Source organism: Alkalicaulis satelles, from assembly GCF_008630495.1.
Classification (GTDB): domain Bacteria; phylum Pseudomonadota; class Alphaproteobacteria; order Caulobacterales; family Maricaulaceae; genus Oceanicaulis; species Oceanicaulis satelles.
This window is the reverse complement of sequence record NZ_VWOJ01000004.1, coordinates 162,238-180,760: the sequence shown is the minus strand read 5'-3', so window position 1 is coordinate 180,760 and position 18,523 is coordinate 162,238. Positions and strand designations below refer to the sequence as shown.

Sequence of the window (18,523 nt, the reverse complement as noted above, 5' to 3'; positions counted from 1 at the left end):
GATGTCCATGACCAGTTTCCCCTTCAAACTCCTCGCCGTCGACGGCGGTGCGCGCACCGGGGTGTTGAAAACCCCGCGCGGCGACATCGCCACGCCCGCCTTCATGCCGGTGGGCACCGCCGCCACGGTCAAGGCGCTCTATCCTGAACAGGTGCGCGATGCAGGCGCCCAGATCATTCTGGGTAATACCTATCACCTGATGCTGCGCCCCGGCGCAGAGCGGGTGAAGCGGCTGGGCGGCCTGCACGCCTTCATGCGCTGGGACGGGCCGATCCTGACCGATTCGGGCGGCTTCCAGGTCTGGTCTCTGTCAGGCCTGCGAAAGCTGGAAGAGGACGGGGTGACCTTCAAGAGCCATCTGGACGGCTCATCCCATCACCTCACGCCCGAGCGCTCCATCGAGATCCAGGCCGATCTGCTGGGCGCGGACATCTCCATGCAGCTTGATGAGTGCACGCCCTTCCCGTGCGAGCGCGATGCGGCGGCGCGGTCCATGGAGCTGTCGCTGCGCTGGGCGCAGCGCTCACGCGACGCCTTTGGCGAGCGCAAGACCCAGGCGATTTTCGGCATCGTGCAGGGCTCGGTGTATGACGATCTGCGCCGCGACAGCGCCGAAGGGCTCAAACGCATCGGGTTTGACGGCTACGCCGTGGGCGGGCTGGCCGTCGGCGAAGGCTTCGAGATGATGTGCAAGGTGCTCGACGCCACCACGCTGTTCCTGCCGTCCGATCGGCCGCGCTATCTCATGGGCGTGGGCAAGCCGGTGGATCTGGTCGAAGCGGTGGCGCGCGGGATCGACATGTTCGACTGCGTCCTGCCCACGCGCTCAGGGCGCCACGGGCAGGCCTGGAGCGATTACGGCCCGGTCAATCTGAAAAACGCCCGCTTCGCCGAAGACCCGCGCCCGCTGGATGAAAGCTCGGACTGTCCGGCCAGCCGGGACTATTCGCGCGCCTATCTCCATCACCTGGTCAAGGCAAACGAGTATCTGGGGTCGATGCTGCTGTCCTGGCACAACACGGCGTATTTCCAGTCGCTTATGGCGCGCATGCGGGCGGCGATCGACGACAACCGCTTCGAGACCTTCCGCAAGGATTTCCACGACAAGCTGGGCCAGCCCTTCGACTAGGGTTCATGCGGTCTCGCGCGCGCACAGCCCGTCCTTGAACCAGACGGCCAGGTGATCGACGAACAGGCGCACGCGCTGGGCAAGGTAGCGGTTGGACGGAAACACCGCCCACAGATCGCGCCCTTCGGGCGTCCAGTCCTTCATGATCTCCACCACATCGCCTGCATCAATCGCCTCACGCGCGGCCCATTCGGGCGTGCAGGCGATGCCCGCCCCCGACGCCGCCGCGCACACCGCCGCCTTGGCGCCGTTGAGGGTGAGCCGGCCGGAGACCTTGGCCTCGGCCTGCTCATTGCCGCGCTGGAAGCGCCAGAGCATGGGCGCAGGCCGGTTGCGGTCAATAATGCAGTCATGGCGCGAGAGGTCTGAGGGATGCGCGGGCGCGCCCGCCGCCTCCAGATAGGCCGATCCCGCCAGCAGCGACATGGGCGCAGCAGCCAGGCGCCGGGCGATCAGGCTGGAATCATTGAGATGGCCCAGCCGCACGCCCAGGTCATAGCCCTCGTCGACCAGGTCGACCATGCGGTCGGTCATTTCCAGGCGCACCTCCACGCCCGGCCAACGGGTCATGAAGGCTGTGACCGGCGCGATCAGCTTGTGGGCGCCGAAATCCACCGGCGCGGAGACCCGCAGCACGCCCGCCGCCGCCGCCTGCTCGGCGGCCAGGCCGGTTTCGATGGCGTCATACTCCATCAGCCAGGGCCGCACCCGGTCCAGGAGCGCCCGGCCGGCGTCGGTCAGGCGCACCGAGCGCGTGGTGCGCTCCAGCAGGCGCGCCTGCATGCGCTCTTCCAGCGCCGCGATCTGTTTGGAGGCCGCGCCGGGCGTCAGGCCCAGGCGCTCGGCGGCGCGGGTGAAGCTTTCCAGTTCCGCCACCGCCGAGAACAGGCGCAGCGCGTCAATCCGGTCCATATGTTTCCGTCCAGGAATAAAAGCGCCAAAAAACCGGTCTTATATCCCGGTTATCGGCCTGTCACGCGAAATGGCGCTGCCCCCTAGCGCCCGTCATGGGCGTCCAGCCAGTCCAGCGCCAGCACCAGTAGCGCCGTCTCGCCCGGGGTCAGCCCGCTCACCGGGTCATAGGGTTTGGGCTCGTCCGGGTCCTCGCCGGTGACGAAATAGGCGATGGATGCGTCCAGTTCGGGGATATGCCAGGCGCCGCCGAAAAACCCCCAGGCCTGACCGGGATGGCCCACGGCGCTTAAATCAGGGCGTCCGGGTATCTGGCCCTGTTCGAGAATTTGCGGACCCGTTCCCCAGGCGCGGATGCCCGGCCCGCCATCGCCGCGCCAGACCGGCTGTGAAAGGGCTTCACCCGGGCCGCCCGGCGCGAAGGCCTGCGCCAGCAGGGCCAGCTCAATCACATTGGCGCGCAAGCCGCCCTGAGGTGAGAACAGCGAGCCATTGGCGCCCGGCTCATAATCCTCCAGCGCGTGACCGGGCTGGATCAGCACCACCGGCCCGTCGCCCGAGAGCATGGCCGGGCTGTCGATCTGCACCCGCCAGGCGCCATCGATCCAGCGGTGCAGCGCCCCGCCCTCCAGGCGCTCAGCCTTGTCCACACCTGACCAGTTGAAACCTGCGCCCCCCAGCCCGATAGGCTCAAGGGCGTAATGGCGGGCCAGCGCGTCAAAACGCTCTTCGCTGGCGGCCTCCAACACGCTGGCTGCAAGCCCGAACGCCAGATTGGAATAGGTGAACCCTCCGCCCGGCGCGTGCTCACACCAGGCGCTTTCGAACACCGCGCCAAAGTCTTCGCCCAGCTCGGCCCAGTAGCGCGCCGGGTCGCATATCCCGCCTGTGTGAGACAGGAGCTGGCGCAAGCTCACCGTCGCGTCAGGCGCGGCCGGGTGGCTAAAAGGAAAAGCCAGCCAAGGCGCAGCGGGTGCATCGAGATCGATCACACCAGCCTCTGCCATCCCCCCTGCCGTGAGGGCAACGGCGAGCTTGGAAATGGAGGCGGTGCGCACGCGGGTCTGCGGCGTCAAGGGACGCTCAGGCGCGCGCCCGGCGGCGTCGAAGGCCGCAGCGCCCGCAGCGGCGGACCACACCAGCTCGCCCTGACGCAAGATCGCCAGGGCTGCGCCCGGAGCGCGAGCGCCCTCCATCTCCAGAAGGGAATCCAATCGCGCCTGCCAGGGATCCCCGGGCGTCACATCAGGCCCGGCGCAGCTGGACAAGGCGAAGGCGGGCCCTGCGGCAGCCAGAAGGCGAACAGGTGCGATCATGCGGAAATTCTTGCAAACCAAACCTCAAACCCCTCATTCAATTGAGCAATTCTCGCAAACCAACCCTTTTCAACCCATCCTGTATAGACAGGGTCGTCGGGAAGAAAACTGTAGCAAAATTGCTACGCCTGTATCGCAAATTTGTGAAGCATGCCGGAAATCGGCTCTCAAGGGGGCGTCAAAACCATACAATCCTGTAATGATTGATTTGTGCGGCGCAACAAGCGTGAAGCGGCGACACAAAAGACATGCGCCGGCAGGTTAGCCAGCCTGCCCGGCCAGGACAGCAACAATGGGGATAGGCATCATGATATCGCGTTTCAGACACATGTCCCGGCTGCTTGCCGGCGGTTCAAGCCTCGCGCTGGCCGCCGCCGTCGCGCCGGGCCTGGCGTTCGCCCAGGAAGAAGACGCTCCGGCCGCTCAGCGCAGTGATGATGTGGTGCTGGTGACCGGTTCGCGGATCGCGCGCGATCCCAACCTGGCCTCGCCTGTGCCTGTCCAGTCTCTGGACTCCGAAGCGCTCCAGCTCTCGGGCGAGATCAGCCTGGCTGATGTGGTCAATCGCATTCCGGCCCTTCTGGCCTCCACCACCTCTGAACAGACTTTGACTGGCGCCAATGCGCTCAATCTGCGCGGTCTGGGCAGCGTGCGCACGCTCACCCTGGTCAATGGCCGGCGTCATGTGGCCGGTTTTGAAGGCGAGCAGTCTGTGGATATCGGCTCCATCCCGCGCGCCCTTGTGGAGCGGGTGGAAGTGCTCACCGGCGGCGCCTCGGCCATCTACGGCTCGGACGCCGTCACCGGGGTGGTGAACTTCATTCTGCGCGATGATTTCGAAGGCCAGAACTACGATGTGCGCTTCGGCATCTCCAGCCGCGGCGACGCCGAGAACGCCTCGTTCCAGGGCCTTTGGGGCAAGAATTTCCACGAGGGCCGAGGCAATGTCACGTTCGCGCTCGACTACACCTTCGATTCGGTGTTGCGCTTCGGCGACCGCCCCTGGGCGGCCAATAACGGCCTGTCACGCTCGCTGCCTAACCCGGCCCTGCGCTTCCAGCACGGCGACATCACGTCCGCCACGCCCCTGTTCGGCAATTTCTTCAATTTCCAGCAGACCGGACGTTACCCGATCGGGCTGGCGATCCCGGGCAGCGCTCAGGCCTTTATCGACCAGTACAACGCCACTTTCGGCACTAATCTGACGGTCGCCGACCTCAGCCCGGCCGAACTGGCGCTGATCGAGCGGCGCAATAATTCGCCTTCGCGCGCCATCCTGCCCCAGCCGAACTTCTCCATCTCGTCACGCCGCGGCGTGATCTCACCGGGCAATTTCGGGCTGGCGCCGGGCATCGACACCAATGGCAGCGGCATTGACGACTGTCTTGAATCCTTTGTCGGCTGGAACAACTCTCTGGCGGGCACAGGATCGTTCGGCTTCGCTGGCGGGTGCTGGGTTGTGAATGACAACGGCTCGGTGCGGCCCTATCGCGACGGTCTGGTCGCAGGCAATTTCAACCAGTTCGGCGGGGACGGCATCGAGGATGTATTCGACCTCACCTATCTGATCCCGCAAACCGAACGGATCACCGCCAATCTCAATGCGCGTTATGACCTGACCCAGAACACGCGCGCCTTCTTCGAGTTCAAGGCGTCCCAGTCGGTGACCGAGCGCGGCACGCCGCTCAACACCTTCTACGATCTGCTCTACGGCGCGCCGGACAACCCCTTCCTGCCCCAGGAACTGCAGGGCCTGGCCCAGCAGACCGGCGGTCTGTTCATTACCCGCGACCCCACCGATCTGGGCCCCAATATCAACCAGTTCACCCGCGATACCTATCGCGTGGTGGCCGGGCTGCAGGGCGAGTTCGACAATGGTTGGAGCTGGGAAGTGGCCGCCAATTTCGGCCAGTTCACCAACACCACCAAGGGCCGCAACACCGTGCTGCTGGACCGCTTCTTCGCCGCTATTGACGTGGTGAGCGACGCCAACGGCAACCCGGTCTGCCGCTCTGATCTGGATCCCGCGGCGGTGCCGCCGACCACGATCTTCGGCATCCCCGACTTTGATCCGGGCTTCTACACCTTCACCCCGGGAGACGGCCAGTGCCGCCCGGCCAATATCTGGGGCGGCCCCAACTCGATCAGCGCAGACGCGGTGGACTTCATCACCACCACGACTGTTGACGAGCTTCGCCTTGAGCAGACCGTGCTCAGCGGCTTCCTGACCGGCGATTTCGGCAACTGGTTCACCCTGCCTGCCGGCCCGGTCAGCTTCGCCACCGGTATCGAATACCGCCGCGAGTCCAGCCGCCTGAACCGCGACAACGTGGATCTGGGCATCCTGCCGGCCGGCTCGCCCTTCGGCGAGGGCACGCTGATCTCCGACGTGTCGGCGAACGGCTCGCTGGGCTTCAATGCGCTCAGCCAGTTCTTCAACTCGTCAGGCAAGTTTGACGTGACCGACGTGTTCGTGGAGCTGTCCGTGCCGGTCCTGGCCGGCCTGCCGCTGGCTGAAGAGCTCACGATAGACGGCGCCTACCGCTATGCGGACTACTCCACCGTGGGCGGCGCCGAGACCTGGAAGCTGGGTTTCATCTGGACGCCGGTGGATGACATCTCCTTCCGCGGCACCTACTCCCAGGCGATCCGCGCGCCGAACATTGACGAATTGTTCCGCCCGGACAATCCGGCCTTCTTCCGCCCGATCGATCCTTGCGACGCGTCTGAACTGGCCAATGCGCCCGACCCGGCGCTGCGGGCGGCCAACTGCCAGGCGGGCGGCTCCGGCCTGCCGGGTCTGCCGGTGGGCTTCACCGATCCGCTTTCGGCCCGTTTCCCGGGCGTGGCGGGCGGCAATGCCAATCTCCAGGAGGAAAAAGCCGACACGGTGACGCTAGGCTTGGTGTTCACCCCGCGCATCCTGCCGGGCTTCAACTTCACACTCGACTACTGGAATGTGGAGATCGAGGACGGCATTGGCTTTGTGACCGCTCAACAGATCGTCGATGGATGCTATGACTCCACCGACTTCCCCAACAGCGCCTTCTGCGGCCTGTTCGACCGGGAGACGGACTCCAGCTCGCCGCAGTTTGGCGGGTTCCGCTTCCTGCGCCAGTCCTTCGTGAACTTCGCGTCCATCAAGGCGCGCGGCTACGACTTCTCGGCCAGCTACAGCTTCGACTGGCGCGAGTACGACTTCCGCCTGGGCCTGAGCGGCACCCGGCAGGAGCGTCTGGACTTCTTCAACAACCCGCTGGACGCCACCGATGTGACCAACCGGCTTGAAGAACTGCGCCGGCCCGTCTGGGCAGGCAATGCCAGCTTCGGCGTCACCCGCGATAGTCTGTCGCTGGGCTGGAACACCCAGTATGTGGGCCGTCAGGCTCTGGGCGGGGTGGAAGTGGATACCATCGAGGCTCTGTTCGGCGACGCGGGCTGGGCGCCGGAGATGTTCATCCACAACTTCAACGCCGCCTTCCGGCTCAACGACACGGTCCGCTTCTATGGCGGCGTCAACAACGTGTTCGACGAGAGCCCCTATGTGACCGAGCGGGCCTGGCCGGCCGGTCCGCGCGGGCGGTTCTTCTTCTTCGGCGTGGAAGCCAGCTTCTAGGCTTCGCCGGACGCGTGATGCGAAGGCCGGAGCGGCGACGCTCCGGCCTTCTGCATTTCGGACGCGTGAAAGGGCGGCGCAGGCTTGCGCGCGCACGCCCGCAGCGCCCATGATCGCCACCGTTCAAACCCAAGCGGAGGCTCTGCACGCATGCTGCATATCGACCTGCCCACACGCGGCGATCTCGACACTCTCACTCGCGTGCGCGCGGATGCTTGCGTGTCGATCTATCTGGAAACCACGCCGCTGAGCCAGGAGAGTGACGCCGCGCGCATCGCCCTGTCCAACGCCGCACGCGAGGCGCGCAGCCAGCTGGAGACCAACGGCCTGGACAAGCGGCGCCTGGCCGCCCTGATGGAGCAGTTTGAAGATCTCGACGCCGACGCCGAGTTCTGGCGCTTGCAGGCCAATGCGCTGGCCGTGCTGGCCACGCCCGACACCTTGCGCACCTTCCGCCTGGCCAACACGCTCACAGCGCAGACCGAGGTGTCCGACCGCTTCTTCCTGAAACCGCTCCTGCGCGCCGTCACCTTCCCGCACGCGGCCTATGTGCTGGCGCTGTCGGAAAACGCGGTGCGCCTGGTGGAGGTGTTCGCCGAGATGGCGCCGCGCGAAGTGCGCGGCATCGATCTGCCCCGGGACGCCGCCAGCGCGCTGGGCAAGTCCACGCTTAATGACCGCTCTCCTTCAGGCCGCATCCATGGCGCGGAAGGGCAGAACGTGCGATTCCGCCAGTTCGCCCGCAAGGTGGACGCCGCCCTGCGCCCGGTGCTGAGCGGACGCGACACGCCGCTTATCCTGGCCGCCACGGGGCGCCTGGCATCCATCTACCGCTCGGTGAACAGCTATCCGCATCTGTTGCCCGAGGGCATTGAGGACAGCCCGGACCGTCTCACCGAGCGCGAGCTGGCTGACCGGTCGCGCCCGGTGCTGGACAGCGCCTATGCGCGCGAGCTGGGCGAGCTCAAATCCCTGTTCGACACCCGCGCCAAGCAGGGGCGCACGGCCACTGATATCGCCGATGCGGCGCGCGCGGCGACGTTTGGCGCCATCGACGCGCTTCTGGTGGATATCGACACTGTAGTACCCGGCCGCATTAACGAGGAGACCGGCGCCCTCACCCTTTCCGACAAGGCCAGCGCGCAAAGCTATGGCGTTGTGGATGAAATCGCAGCGCGGGCGCTGGCCACCGGCGCCAGGGTGCTGGGCGTTCGAAGGGGCGATATCCCGGGCGGGGGCGAGCTGGCCGCGATCCTGCGCTACGCCAGCTGATACATGGCCGCAGCGCGCTCCATACTGATCGCGCTGGCCTTCGTCACCGGGCTATGGGGCGTGTGGCGGCTGGCGCCGCTGCATCCGTCCCCGGCTCCGGCGGCGATCACGCTTGAACAGCAGGGCGCCCCGTCCGGCCGCGCCCTGATCGCCATTGAGCCGAGTCTTAGCGCTCACGACTACCGCAGCGCACAGGCGCTGGAGGCGGCGCTATCGGCTTATCTCGATAGCGCGCATGACGCCGGCGCTCTTGAGGGCGCGGCCATCGCTGTCTTCCCTGAACACGCCGGCACCTGGCTCGCCGCCGCCAACGCGCAATCGGGCGTCTACCGGGCGCAAACCCTGGACGGCGCCATGGCCGCGCTGGCGCTATCTCGTCCGGTGGGGACGCTGACATCCGTGATCGCCAGCCCTGAGCCCGAGCGGGCCGCCGCCGGGCTGTTCCGGGCTCGCGGGCCCGCCATGGCGCGCGATTACCAAGCCGTGTTCTCCGCCCTCGCCCGGCGTTATGGCGTCACGATCGTGGCGGGCTCCATCGTCCTGCCCGATCCGCGCGTCGAGAATGGCCAGCTGAGCGTCAATCGCGCCGGGCCGCTATACAATGTCACGGCGGTCTTCGCGCCTGACGGATCGCTCCACCGGGAGCTGGTGCGCAAGGTCTATCCCATCCCGTCCGAGGCCGGCTTCACGGCCTCCGCCCCGCCCGCCCTGCCCATCTTCGACACGCCCGCAGGCGCACTGGGCGTGCTGATCTGCGCCGATTCCTGGCATCCGGACGTGTATGCGGGTCTGGCTGGCGCGCCCGACCTGATCGCCGTGCCCGCGTTCCTCCAGCCCACTGGCGTATGGGACGCGCCCTGGGGCGGCTATGTTACGCCCTGGCCGGACGACGCTCCCCGCAGGGACGCAGGGCGGCTCACCGAGGCTGAAGCCTGGATCGCCCACTCCCTGCCCCGGCGCCTGGCCGACACGAGCGCGCAGCTCGGTGTGACGGCCTTCGCCCGCGGCGCACCCTGGGATCTGGGCGCAGACGGCCAGACCCTGATCGCGACGCCGCACAGCCACCAGCTCGGCCCGCGCACGCCCGGCGGCGCGGTGGTGGTGGCGTGGGTGGGGGAGTGATCAGGCCTTGAGCGCGCCCTCCACCTCGCGCGCGGCACGTTCAGCGGCTTCCAGCGCGCCTTCGAAATAACCATAGCCTTCGCGCGCCGTCTCGGTTCCAGCCATGTGCAAGGGGCCCAGCGGGGCGCGCAAATGACGCCCGAGGCTGGTCCACACACCCGGCCCCATGAAGGCGGCGTAGCAGCCGCGCGTATAGGGTTCCGCCGTCCAGTCCTGATCCGCGTAATCCACCGGATGGCGGGCGGCCTCGCCGAACACGGCCGCGAAGCTTTCCAGCACGGCGGCGCGGCGTTCGGCCGGGTCGCGGCCGGACCAGATGCGCGCCTCATCGCCTTCGATAAAGCCCAGAAGCAGGCCGTGCTCGCGCCCTGCTTCGGTGTTGTCGAAGGTGACGCGCACGGGCGCCGGCCCGCCCACCGACTGGCCCGACAGACCCGCCTCGCGCCAGAAGGGGCGCTCATACTGGGCCACGCACTTGATGCACGCGCCCGCCGGCATGCGCCGCCAGAGCGCATCGCGCTGGGCGGGCAGAACGGGGTCAAACCGGATCGCCAGCGCCTGACTGGGCGGCAGGGCGAGAATGGCGCGGCGCGCCTGGAACACGCCAGCTGGCGTGATCGCGCGAACGCCCGCCTGGTCCCAGTGGAGCGCCTCCACCGGCGCCTCATAGGTGATCTGATCGCCAAGCCCTTCCGCCATGCGTTGGGCCAGCCCGCCCATGCCGCCATGGACCCGGTCCTGCTGGGCGCCGCCCTCGACGGACAGCAAAGCATCCAGCGAGCCCCCGGCGCGGGCGTAGAACAGGGCGTGCAGGAGCGACAGCTCATGCGGCTCGGCGCAGAACACCGCCCCGATTCCGATGGCGAACATCTCGCGCGCCTGAGCCGTGAAGCCGTTGCGGGCCATGAAGTCGGCCACCGTGCGCCGGTCCCAGTCCAGCGCTTTGGCATGCGCCCAGGGCTGGTCCAGATCGATGCCGGCGGCCATGGCCTCAAAGCGCGAGAGCATATTGTTGAGGTCCAGAAGGACATGGAGCGGCAGGGCGGGGATGGTCCCGCGATAGCGCTTGAGTCGGCTGTTCAGCGCCACCAGATGATCGCCCTCATTCCACAAGGGATAGGTGCTGGCGCCCAGATCAGAGATCAGGGCGTTAAGGCGGTGCTGTGCAGGGCCCGCCCATTGTCCGCCCAGATCCACCTCGTCGCCATTGGCGAATGTATGGAGCAGCGCGCGCCCGCCAGGCCGGGCGCGCGCCTCAAGAACGCGCACGCTGAAACGCCCAGACAGGCGCCGCGCAGCCTCCAGCCCGGAAAATCCAGCCCCGATCACCAAAACATCGTTTTGCGTCATGGCCCCCGTCCCGCCGCCGTCAGCCCACGGATTTCAGGGAGCGGGCGTAGCGCGCGGCGTTCTCCACATAATGGTCGGCGCTGGCTTTCAGAAGCTCGTCCACGCCCGGCTCGATCTGTTTGACCACCTTGCCCGGCGCGCCCATCACCACCGAGCCGTCAGGGATCTCCTTGCCCTCGGTGATCAGGGCGTGGGCGCCGATGATGCAGTTCTTGCCGATTTTCGCGCCATTGAGCACCGTCGCGCCAATACCGATCAGCGTATAATCACCCACCGTACAGCCATGCAGCATGGCGTTATGGCCCACCGTCACCCCGCGCCCCAGCGTCAGGGGAAAGCCCATATCGGTGTGCAGCACCGCCCCGTCCTGGACATTGGCCTCCTCGCCCAGCGTGATCATCTCGTTGTCGCCGCGCAGCACCGCCCCGAACCAGACCGAGGCGCCCGCCAGCAGCGTCACCTTGCCGATCAACGCCGCGTCCGGCGCAGCCCAGGCGCCGTCCGGGCTGATCTGCGGGCTTTCACCATCGAGCGCATAAAGGGTCATGGGAAGGTCTCCTTGGAAGGGGCGTCTGTGGCGCGGACGCCGCAGGTTTGCGACATCTCAGTGAAGCACTGACTCATACTTCATTCACTGTCTTAGGATGAGACTGTGAGTGCGATTCGCGATCAAGGGCGCGACTCGGCTCGTGCGCAGCCTCGTGCTGCGCCGGGACAGCTGGAAAGGAGGGCCCATGCCGTCCGCACCGCCAAACCGGGACATCCCGCCGCCGGGCGCAGCAGCGCCGGCTTCGGCCCGGACCCTTGAATCTGCCGCATCCGTCGCCCCTCCGCATCCGCGCGAGGGGTTTTTTCTTGCCATCTGGAGGGACTGAATATGGGCAAGCGAGCCGCCAAGCGCCGTCAGGGCGGGTTCAACGCAGAAGCCTATGAAGAGGAGAAAGTGCGCGCGCTCTTTCCCGGTACGGGGTGGAGCCCCGACGAGACCGACCCGATGCGCGACCAGCGCTATATCAAATCAGTCAAGCCGCGCTCCGAGGGGCAGGCGGCGCTGATGGATGCGATCGACGAGCACAATCTCGTCATGGCCCTGGGCCCGGCGGGTACGGGCAAGACCTATCTGGCCGTGGCCAAGGCGGTCGAGGCGCTGGAAGCGGGCGAGGTGGGGCGCATCGTGCTCTCGCGCCCGGCGGTGGAAGCGGGGGAATCCATCGGCTTCCTGCCCGGCGCCATGGAGGAGAAGCTCGCCCCCTATCTGCGCCCGCTCTACGATGCGCTGTCCGACCGGCTGAGCCCGAAACGCCTCAAGGCGCTGATGGCCGAAGGCCTGATCGAGATCGCACCCATCGGATACATGCGCGGGCGCACGCTCAACAACGCCTTCGTGGTGGTGGATGAGGCCCAGAACTGCACCTATGCGCAGCTCAAAATGCTGCTCACGCGCCTGGGCTGGAACTCCACCATGGTGGTCACCGGCGACCCGGCCCAGACCGATCTCCTGCCCGAGCTGTCGGGCCTCAAACCCATCGCCGAACGCCTGTGCGAGGTCGACAATATCGGCGTCATCCAGCTCAAGCCCGAAGACATCGTGCGCCACCCGCTGGTGGCCTCGATGCTCGAAGTGCTCTGAAAGGGGGTGGTTTTTTCGGGGCGGCTGCATGCCGCCCCGCTTGCCGTTCTGATAAGGCAGCCTAATCCAGATCGATATCCAGAATGGTGATTTCGAACGAGTAGGAGGTTTCGCCCTCCTCGACATTCTTGGAGACCACGCCCAGGCATTCGGCGCCGATATAGATCTCGGCGCACTCGTCGGGGCGGTTGCGGAGCTGGACCTTGAGTTCCGGGTTCAGCTTGCCGCGCAGGAAGACCTGGACCTTGGCGGCTTCAGCCGGGGTGAAAACGGGCGCGGCCATCGGCGCTTCCTCTTTATCTGTTGGACGGGATCTGTCTGATCGGATCACGGGCCGGAGCGGCCCTTGTCGAGAGGGCAAACTAGCGCCATTCGCGCCCGGCGCAACACCGGGGCGTCAGACGCGCCTCAGTTCGCGCTGTCTTCACTGAAGGTCTGGTCCATGGAGCGCGCCGGTTCCGCGCAGGCGCCGCCCACGGGCCGGGCGGGCACCCCCGCCACCGTGCAGCGCGCTGGCACGTCCTGCAGCACCACCGAGCCCGCCGCGATGCGCGCATAATCGCCCACCTTGATATTGCCCAGCACCTTGGCGCCCGCGCCGATCATCACGCCGCGCCCGATCTTGGGATGGCGGTCGCCGGTTTCGGCGCCCGTGCCGCCCAGCGTCACCTCGTGCAGGATGGAGACGTCATCGCCCACCACCGCCGTCTCGCCGATCACCACCGAGCTGGCGTGGTCGATCATCAGCCCCGCGCCCAGCTTCGCCGCCGGGTGGATGTCCACCGCGAAGCGTTCCGACATGCGGCTCTGCAGATGGAAGGCCAGAGTTTCGCGCTCCTGGCGCCACAGCCAGTGGGCGACGCGGTAGCTGATCAGGGCGTGGAAGCCCTTGAAATAGAGGAAGGGCTGGAGGAGCGAGCGCACCGCCGGGTCGCGCTCGTCCACCGCCAGCATGTCGCGCGCGGCCTGATCGGCCAGCTCGGGCGCGGCGGCGAAGGCGGCGCGGGCCACGTGATGCATCTGCAGGGCGTCCAGCTGGGCGTCGGCCATTTTCTCGGCCACGCGGTGCGCCAGCGCCTCGGAGAAATTCTCATGACGCAGGACCGCCGCGTTGAGCATGCTCGCCAGCATGGGCTCTTCGGCCGCCGCGGCGGCGGCGTCAAAGCGCAGGCGCGACCAGACTTGGCCCTGTTCGGACTTGATGGCGGTCAGCGGCGTTCCGGTGTTGGCGTCAGCACTCATCACACGCCCTCCCCGGCGCTGGGTTTGAGGACCGCTGCAGCCAGCTCCGGCTCCAGGCGGCCGTGGCGGGCGGCATGGTCTGCGGCGGCGAGCAAGGTCAGGGTGAAGCCGTCGCGTATCTCGCCAGACATGGCCATGGCGAGGGCCTGCTGCAACCCCACGCGGCGCATCTGCATGTCGGCTTCCGATCCCTCGCGCTCGGGCTCGCCCTGTTCCAGCTCCCAGGCGATGAAGCCGATGGCGCGCTCGGTGGTGACCGAATTGGAGACGTCGTAATCGGCGATCTGCGCCCAGCGCCGGGCGGTAAGGCCGGTCTCCTCCTTCAGCTCGCGCCGGGCGGTGAGAAGCGGGTCCACATCGCGCGGCCCCCCACCCTCGGGCAGCTCCCAGCTCCACGCGTCCAGCGCAAACCGGTGCTGGCCCACCAGCATGATGGTCCCGTCGGCAAACACCGGCACGATGCCGATGGCCAGATTGTGCGGCTCGAACACGCCATAGACGCTGGCCTGACCGTCGGGCTGGCGCACCTCGTAATGGCGCAGCCGCACCCACGGGTTCTCGTAGGCGAGGCGCTCGGAGACGATAGTCCACGGGCCGCGGCGGCGTTCGCTCACATCACTCTCCCGCGTCAGGCGGTGACAGGGGCGGCAGGCTCGCCCGCGCGGGCCTTGCGGTCAAACCGCACCAGCAGCGTGAAGGCCGCCGGCGCGAAGATCAGCGCCAGGAGAGCCGATCCGGCCACGCCCCCCGCCACCGCTGCGGCGAAGGGCAGCCAGAAGGCGTCGCCCTCGATGAGCAGCGGTGCGAACCCGCCAATCGTGGTCAGCGTGGTGGCCACGATATGGCGCGTGGCGTCCACCACGGTCTCGCGTATCGCATCGGGATCGCCGGCGCGGGCGAGATGATTGGCGCGCAGGGCTGACAGCACCACGATGGAGCCGTTGATGGACAGGCCCACAAGGCCCAGTGAGCCGACAATGGCGTTAAAGCCCAGCGGCGTGCCGAACATCCACACCCCGAACATGGCCAGGCCCACCGAGAGGAATCCCGCCGCGAAGATCACTCCGGCATAGCGGAAGGAATTGAACGCCAGCACCACCGAGGCGATGATCAGAATGAGCAGGGGGATGGCGGTGGACATCAGATCGGCCATGGCCTCGCCCTGGTTCTCCGCCTCGCCCCCGATCTCGATGCGATAGCCCGGCGGCAGGGTGATTCCTTCCGCCTCAAAGCGGCGCTGGAACTCGGCCAGCACCGGGGCGGGCAGCACATAAGGCTCCAGGAAGGCGTAGACCGGATTGGTGCGCTCCCCGTCCTGGCGGGTTATGGCGGCGGTCTCCGGCGCCAGGGTGAAGCGGCCCAGCGTTGATATCCCCACCGGCGCCCCGCCGCGTCCGGGCAGGGGCGTGGCGCCCAAGCCTTCAATGGCGTCACGGCGCACGTCCGGAGCGATCACCCGTACGGGCAGTTCCTCCACCCCCTCCAGCACAGACCCGCCCGGCACGCCGTCGATATCAGCGCGCAGCCGGCCGGCCAGATCCGTCAGGCGCAGCCCCGCCAGCCCCACCTCGGCCTCGTCGGTCTCCAGACGCGCTACGGGCAGGCCCAGCTCCAGCCCGGCCTGGGTGAAAGTGACGCCCGGCACGCCCGACAGGATGCGGCGGATATCGGTTCCGATACGGTCGAGAACCGCAAAGTCCGGCCCCACCACCAGAAGCTCCACCGGGGCGGGCGAAGGCGGACCCTGCTCGAACGGAATGGCCAGCACCTGCGCATCAGGGAAGGCGGTGATGGCCGCGCGCTGGAAGTCGCGCACCACGCGCGCTGCGGTTTCCTTTGAGTCTGCGCGCACAAAGCCGGAGGCGAAATTGGGCCGGCCCTGCACCACATTCATCATGTTGTAGTAGACACGCGGCGCGCCCGCACCGGCCACCCAGACCACATCCTCAACCCCGTCATAGGCCAGAAGCATCTCGGTCGCCTGCTCAACCCGCGAGCGGGTCTGTTCGATGGAGACGGAGGCGGGCAGCACGAGGCGCACCTGGAACATGTCGCGCTCGGTGGGCGGGAAGAACTGGCTGGGCAGTGTGGTGGCGGCGGCGAAGCCCGCCACCGGCAGGATCAGGCTGAGCGCTACGCCCAGCACGGGCTGGGCGATTACTGCGTCCAGCAGCTTTCTGTAGGCCCAGGCCAGCGGGCGCGAGCGCAGCCCGTCGCGCAGGAAGCCGCGATAGCCCTGCCCGGCGCCCGTATCATCAAACACGACCGCCAGCCCCAGGATCACGGTGAAGGCGAGCACGAAGCTCGATCCCACCGCAAAGATCACCGACACGCCGATCATGGAGATGAACTCGCCTGCAACGCCCGGCATCAGGGCGATGGGCGCGAAGGCGAAAATGGTGGTCAGCGTCGAGGCCAGAAGCGGCCCGAACAGGGTTCGCGCGGCCTTGTCCACTGCTTGCGTCCGGTCCATGCCGCGCGCGCGCAGGAGGCGGTAATCATCCACCACCACGATGGCGTTATCGATCAGGAGCCCTAGCGCCACCACCAGGCCCGTCACCGACATCTGGTGCAGGGGCGAGCCGTAGACATTGATCAGAACCATAACCAGCAGCACGGTGAGCGGCAGGGCCGAGCCCACGATCAGCGCGCTGCGCCAGCCCATCAGCAGGAACAGCACGGCGAACACGATCAGGGCCGAGAAGCCCAGATTGCGCGCCAGGCCCGACAGCCGGTCCACCACGTAATCGGCCTGGGCGAAGATGATGTCCGTCTCCAGCCCCGGATTGGCGTCGGCGAATGCTCCCACCGCGCTCTGGGCGCGCCGGTCCCAGGCATCCACCTGCAGGCTCGGTTCGAGATAGGCGGCCACCAGAATGGTGCGATTATTGTTGCGCAGGGCGAGCGTGGCCTCCGGTTCGCGCAAGCCCCGTTCAATGCGCGCGATATCGGCCAGCTGCAGGAAACCGCCGGGTCCGGCGCTGACCGGCGCGGCGCGCAGCCGGTCCAGGCTGTCGAACGCCCCGGCCACTTCCACCGTCACGTCCAGCGAGCGCCCGGCCAGGCGCCCCGAGGGGACCTTGGCGTCAGAGCGCGCCAGCAGGCCAGCCACATCAGCGGCAGTGAGCCCCAAAGCGGCGGCGGCTTCGGGATCGAGGACGACGCGCACCTCTTCCTCGGGCTCGCCAAACACCGCCGTCTCCTTGGTGCCGGGCAGATTGCGCAGATTGTCTTCCAGATCGCGCGCCAGCCGGCTGAGCGCGCCCAGCGAGCCTTCCGATCCCTCCGGCCAGCGCAGCGCCACGATCAGGGTCGCCGCGCCCATATACTGGCGGTTCACCTCGACCATCTGCACGCCGTCAGGCAGGCTGGGGCGCACTTCTGCGACCCGGTCGCGCACCAGCGACCAGGCCTGCTCCACCCGGATGGGGCTCAGATCGGGGCGAATATTGATATTGAGCTGGGAGACATTGGCGCGGGTGGTGGAGCGCACCTCGTCCAGCTCCATCAGCTCCAGAAGCGCAGCTTCCAGCGGGCGGGTGACCAGCGCCTCCATACGCGCGGCGTCCGCGCCTGGCAGGATCACCGTCACCGCGCCGAAGCGCTCGGTCAGGGACGGATCCTCCTGGCGGCCCAGCACGCTGAGCGCCGCCAGCCCTGCCGCCACCACCAGGAACAGCGCCAGCACAATGAGGCGGGGATAGCGGAAGAACAGCGTGGTCATCACGCCCCGCCTTCGGCGCGCACGCGCTGGCCGGGCGCCACACGGTTGACGCCTGCGGCCATCACCGTGTCGCCATCATTGACCGCACCGCGCACGAACACCGTGTCGCCCTCGGTATGGATCACCTCCACCGGGCGCGGCTCGATGCGGTAGGCGCCATTGTCGGCGATCAGCACATACATGGACCACAGCCCGCGCCGGCCCTCGGTGAGCGCTGTCACCGGCGCCCAGAAGCCGCGCTCCTGCAATGTGGCGCGCACCCGCACCCGACCCACCGCGCCGCTGGAGGCGCCCTCGCCTCCGTCGATGTCGAACACCGCCGTCACGGCGCGCTGCTCCATCTCGATCACACCAGTGACGGTGCGCAGGCGCGCCTCGGCGCGCTGCGATCCGAACTCCACCGGATAGGCGCGCCCGGGCTCCAGCCGTCCGGCCTCGGACGCAGGGATTGAGACGCGCATTTCAAGGCGGGAGTCTTCCACCAGCGTCAGGACCGGCGCGCCAGGGGGGGCGATGGCGCCTTCATCGAGATGACGGGCGGTGACCACGCCGTCAAACGGGGCGGTAAGGGTTGAAAGCTCGAGCCGGACAGCCAGCGCCTCGGCGCTGGCGCGCGCGGCGGCGGCGCGGGCGAGCGCGGCGCGCTGGCTGGCGGCGGATTCATCGAGGCGCTGGCCCGAGACATGGCCGCGATCCACCAGCGCCTGTTGGCGTTCCAGCGTGACCCGCGCCAGACCCGCCTGGGCCTCGGCGGCTGACGCTTCGGCGCGCGCAGCCGAGACCTGGGCCTCAAGAGTGCGGGTGTCGAGCCGGGCCAGAACATCGCCTTCGCTGACGCGATCGCCGATACGCGCGTCAATCGCCACGATCCGCCCGCCGGTCTCAAAGCCCAGGGCGCTCATGCGCCAGGGCGAGACCAGGCCGGGATAGCGCGCCTCCATCGCCGCTTCACTGACATAGCGCGCGGTAAAGGTCTCCACCGGCAAAGGCTCGGCCACCGCCGCCTGACCGGGACCGGCGCCCGCGCTGCGCAGCGTGCTGACCGCGATCACCGCCACGCCCACGAGCACCGCTGCAGCCAGGACGCCCAGCCCTAACCGGCCCGCCTTGCTGCGAATTGAAGAGGTTAGCCCGCCCGCCATATTTTCGCTCCTGCGTGTCAGGACCGTATATAGCTCAGCGAACGCTGTTTGAATAGTGAACGGCGTTA

14 protein-coding genes are annotated in these 18,523 nt (G+C 67.6%); 5 read left to right on the top strand and 9 right to left on the bottom strand.

Features of this window, described 5'->3' with window-relative positions; genetic code table 11:
* The first annotated feature begins 7 nt into the window (after positions 1 to 7).
* On the top strand, positions 8 to 1,129 hold the full coding sequence (tgt, locus tag F1654_RS12385; protein ID WP_150023867.1) for a tRNA guanosine(34) transglycosylase Tgt: 1,122 nt from the start codon (positions 8 to 10) through the stop codon (positions 1,127 to 1,129).
* Between the two features lie 3 nt (positions 1,130 to 1,132).
* Here tgt and F1654_RS12380 read toward each other — a convergent pair whose 3' ends face one another.
* Together F1654_RS12380 and F1654_RS12375 are read right to left on the bottom strand one after the other, a co-directional pair.
* Positions 1,133 to 2,041: a LysR family transcriptional regulator gene (locus F1654_RS12380; protein ID WP_150023866.1), complete on the bottom strand. Its 909-nt coding sequence runs from the start codon at positions 2,039 to 2,041 to the stop codon at positions 1,133 to 1,135.
* Positions 2,042 to 2,124: 83 nt separating this feature from the next.
* Complete coding sequence (locus F1654_RS12375; protein ID WP_150023865.1) at positions 2,125 to 3,357, bottom strand: serine hydrolase domain-containing protein; 1,233 nt, start codon at positions 3,355 to 3,357, stop codon at positions 2,125 to 2,127.
* A gap of 307 nt (positions 3,358 to 3,664) precedes the next feature.
* Between F1654_RS12375 and F1654_RS12370 the strand changes: the two genes are divergently transcribed.
* The 3 genes from F1654_RS12370 (at position 3,665) to F1654_RS12360 (ending at position 9,367) form a co-directional block, all read left to right on the top strand.
* On the top strand, positions 3,665 to 6,973 hold the full coding sequence (locus F1654_RS12370) for a TonB-dependent receptor domain-containing protein (protein WP_233205283.1): 3,309 nt from the start codon (positions 3,665 to 3,667) through the stop codon (positions 6,971 to 6,973).
* 150 nt (positions 6,974 to 7,123) lie between these two features.
* Positions 7,124 to 8,245, top strand: coding sequence for a baeRF11 domain-containing protein (locus F1654_RS12365; protein WP_150023863.1), 1,122 nt, complete (start codon positions 7,124 to 7,126; stop codon positions 8,243 to 8,245).
* Between the two features lie 3 nt (positions 8,246 to 8,248).
* On the top strand, positions 8,249 to 9,367 hold the full coding sequence (locus F1654_RS12360) for a nitrilase-related carbon-nitrogen hydrolase (RefSeq protein WP_150023862.1): 1,119 nt from the start codon (positions 8,249 to 8,251) through the stop codon (positions 9,365 to 9,367).
* Here the strand turns inward: F1654_RS12360 and F1654_RS12355 are convergent, their stop codons facing one another.
* Positions 9,368 to 10,717, bottom strand: coding sequence for a flavin monoamine oxidase family protein (locus F1654_RS12355; protein ID WP_150023861.1), 1,350 nt, complete (start codon positions 10,715 to 10,717; stop codon positions 9,368 to 9,370).
* Positions 10,718 to 10,736: 19 nt separating this feature from the next.
* The gene (locus F1654_RS12350; RefSeq protein ID WP_150023860.1) at positions 10,737 to 11,264 is read right to left on the bottom strand and encodes a gamma carbonic anhydrase family protein; all 528 of its coding nucleotides are present in this window, start codon (positions 11,262 to 11,264) and stop codon (positions 10,737 to 10,739) included.
* Positions 11,265 to 11,594: 330 nt separating this feature from the next.
* Here F1654_RS12350 and F1654_RS12345 point away from each other — a divergent pair, with 330 nt between their 5' ends.
* Positions 11,595 to 12,347 (top strand): PhoH family protein, encoded by a 753-nt coding sequence (locus tag F1654_RS12345; RefSeq protein WP_150023859.1) that lies wholly within the window; start codon positions 11,595 to 11,597, stop codon positions 12,345 to 12,347.
* A 61-nt stretch (positions 12,348 to 12,408) separates the two neighbouring features.
* On the opposite strand, the gene F1654_RS12340 is transcribed toward F1654_RS12345, so the two are convergent.
* The 5 genes from F1654_RS12340 to F1654_RS12320 form a co-directional block, all read right to left on the bottom strand.
* Positions 12,409 to 12,630 carry a DUF3126 family protein gene (locus F1654_RS12340; RefSeq protein WP_150023858.1) on the bottom strand — a complete coding sequence of 74 codons (222 nt, stop codon included), beginning with the start codon at positions 12,628 to 12,630 and terminating at the stop codon, positions 12,409 to 12,411.
* Positions 12,631 to 12,755: 125 nt separating this feature from the next.
* Positions 12,756 to 13,589, bottom strand: a complete 834-nt coding sequence (gene cysE / locus F1654_RS12335) for a serine O-acetyltransferase (RefSeq protein WP_150023857.1) — start codon at positions 13,587 to 13,589, stop codon at positions 12,756 to 12,758.
* Positions 13,589 to 14,203 (bottom strand): NUDIX domain-containing protein, encoded by a 615-nt coding sequence (locus tag F1654_RS12330; RefSeq protein WP_150023856.1) that lies wholly within the window; start codon positions 14,201 to 14,203, stop codon positions 13,589 to 13,591. The genes cysE and F1654_RS12330 overlap by 1 nt, the downstream gene beginning before the upstream one ends.
* A gap of 14 nt (positions 14,204 to 14,217) precedes the next feature.
* Complete coding sequence (locus F1654_RS12325; protein WP_150023855.1) at positions 14,218 to 17,313, bottom strand: efflux RND transporter permease subunit; 3,096 nt, start codon at positions 17,311 to 17,313, stop codon at positions 14,218 to 14,220.
* A complete protein-coding gene (locus F1654_RS12320) occupies positions 17,313 to 18,455 on the bottom strand; it encodes an efflux RND transporter periplasmic adaptor subunit (RefSeq protein WP_150023854.1) in 1,143 nt (380 codons plus the stop codon). Before F1654_RS12320 ends, F1654_RS12325 begins: the two co-directional genes overlap by 1 nt.
* Positions 18,456 to 18,523: the final 68 nt, after the last annotated feature.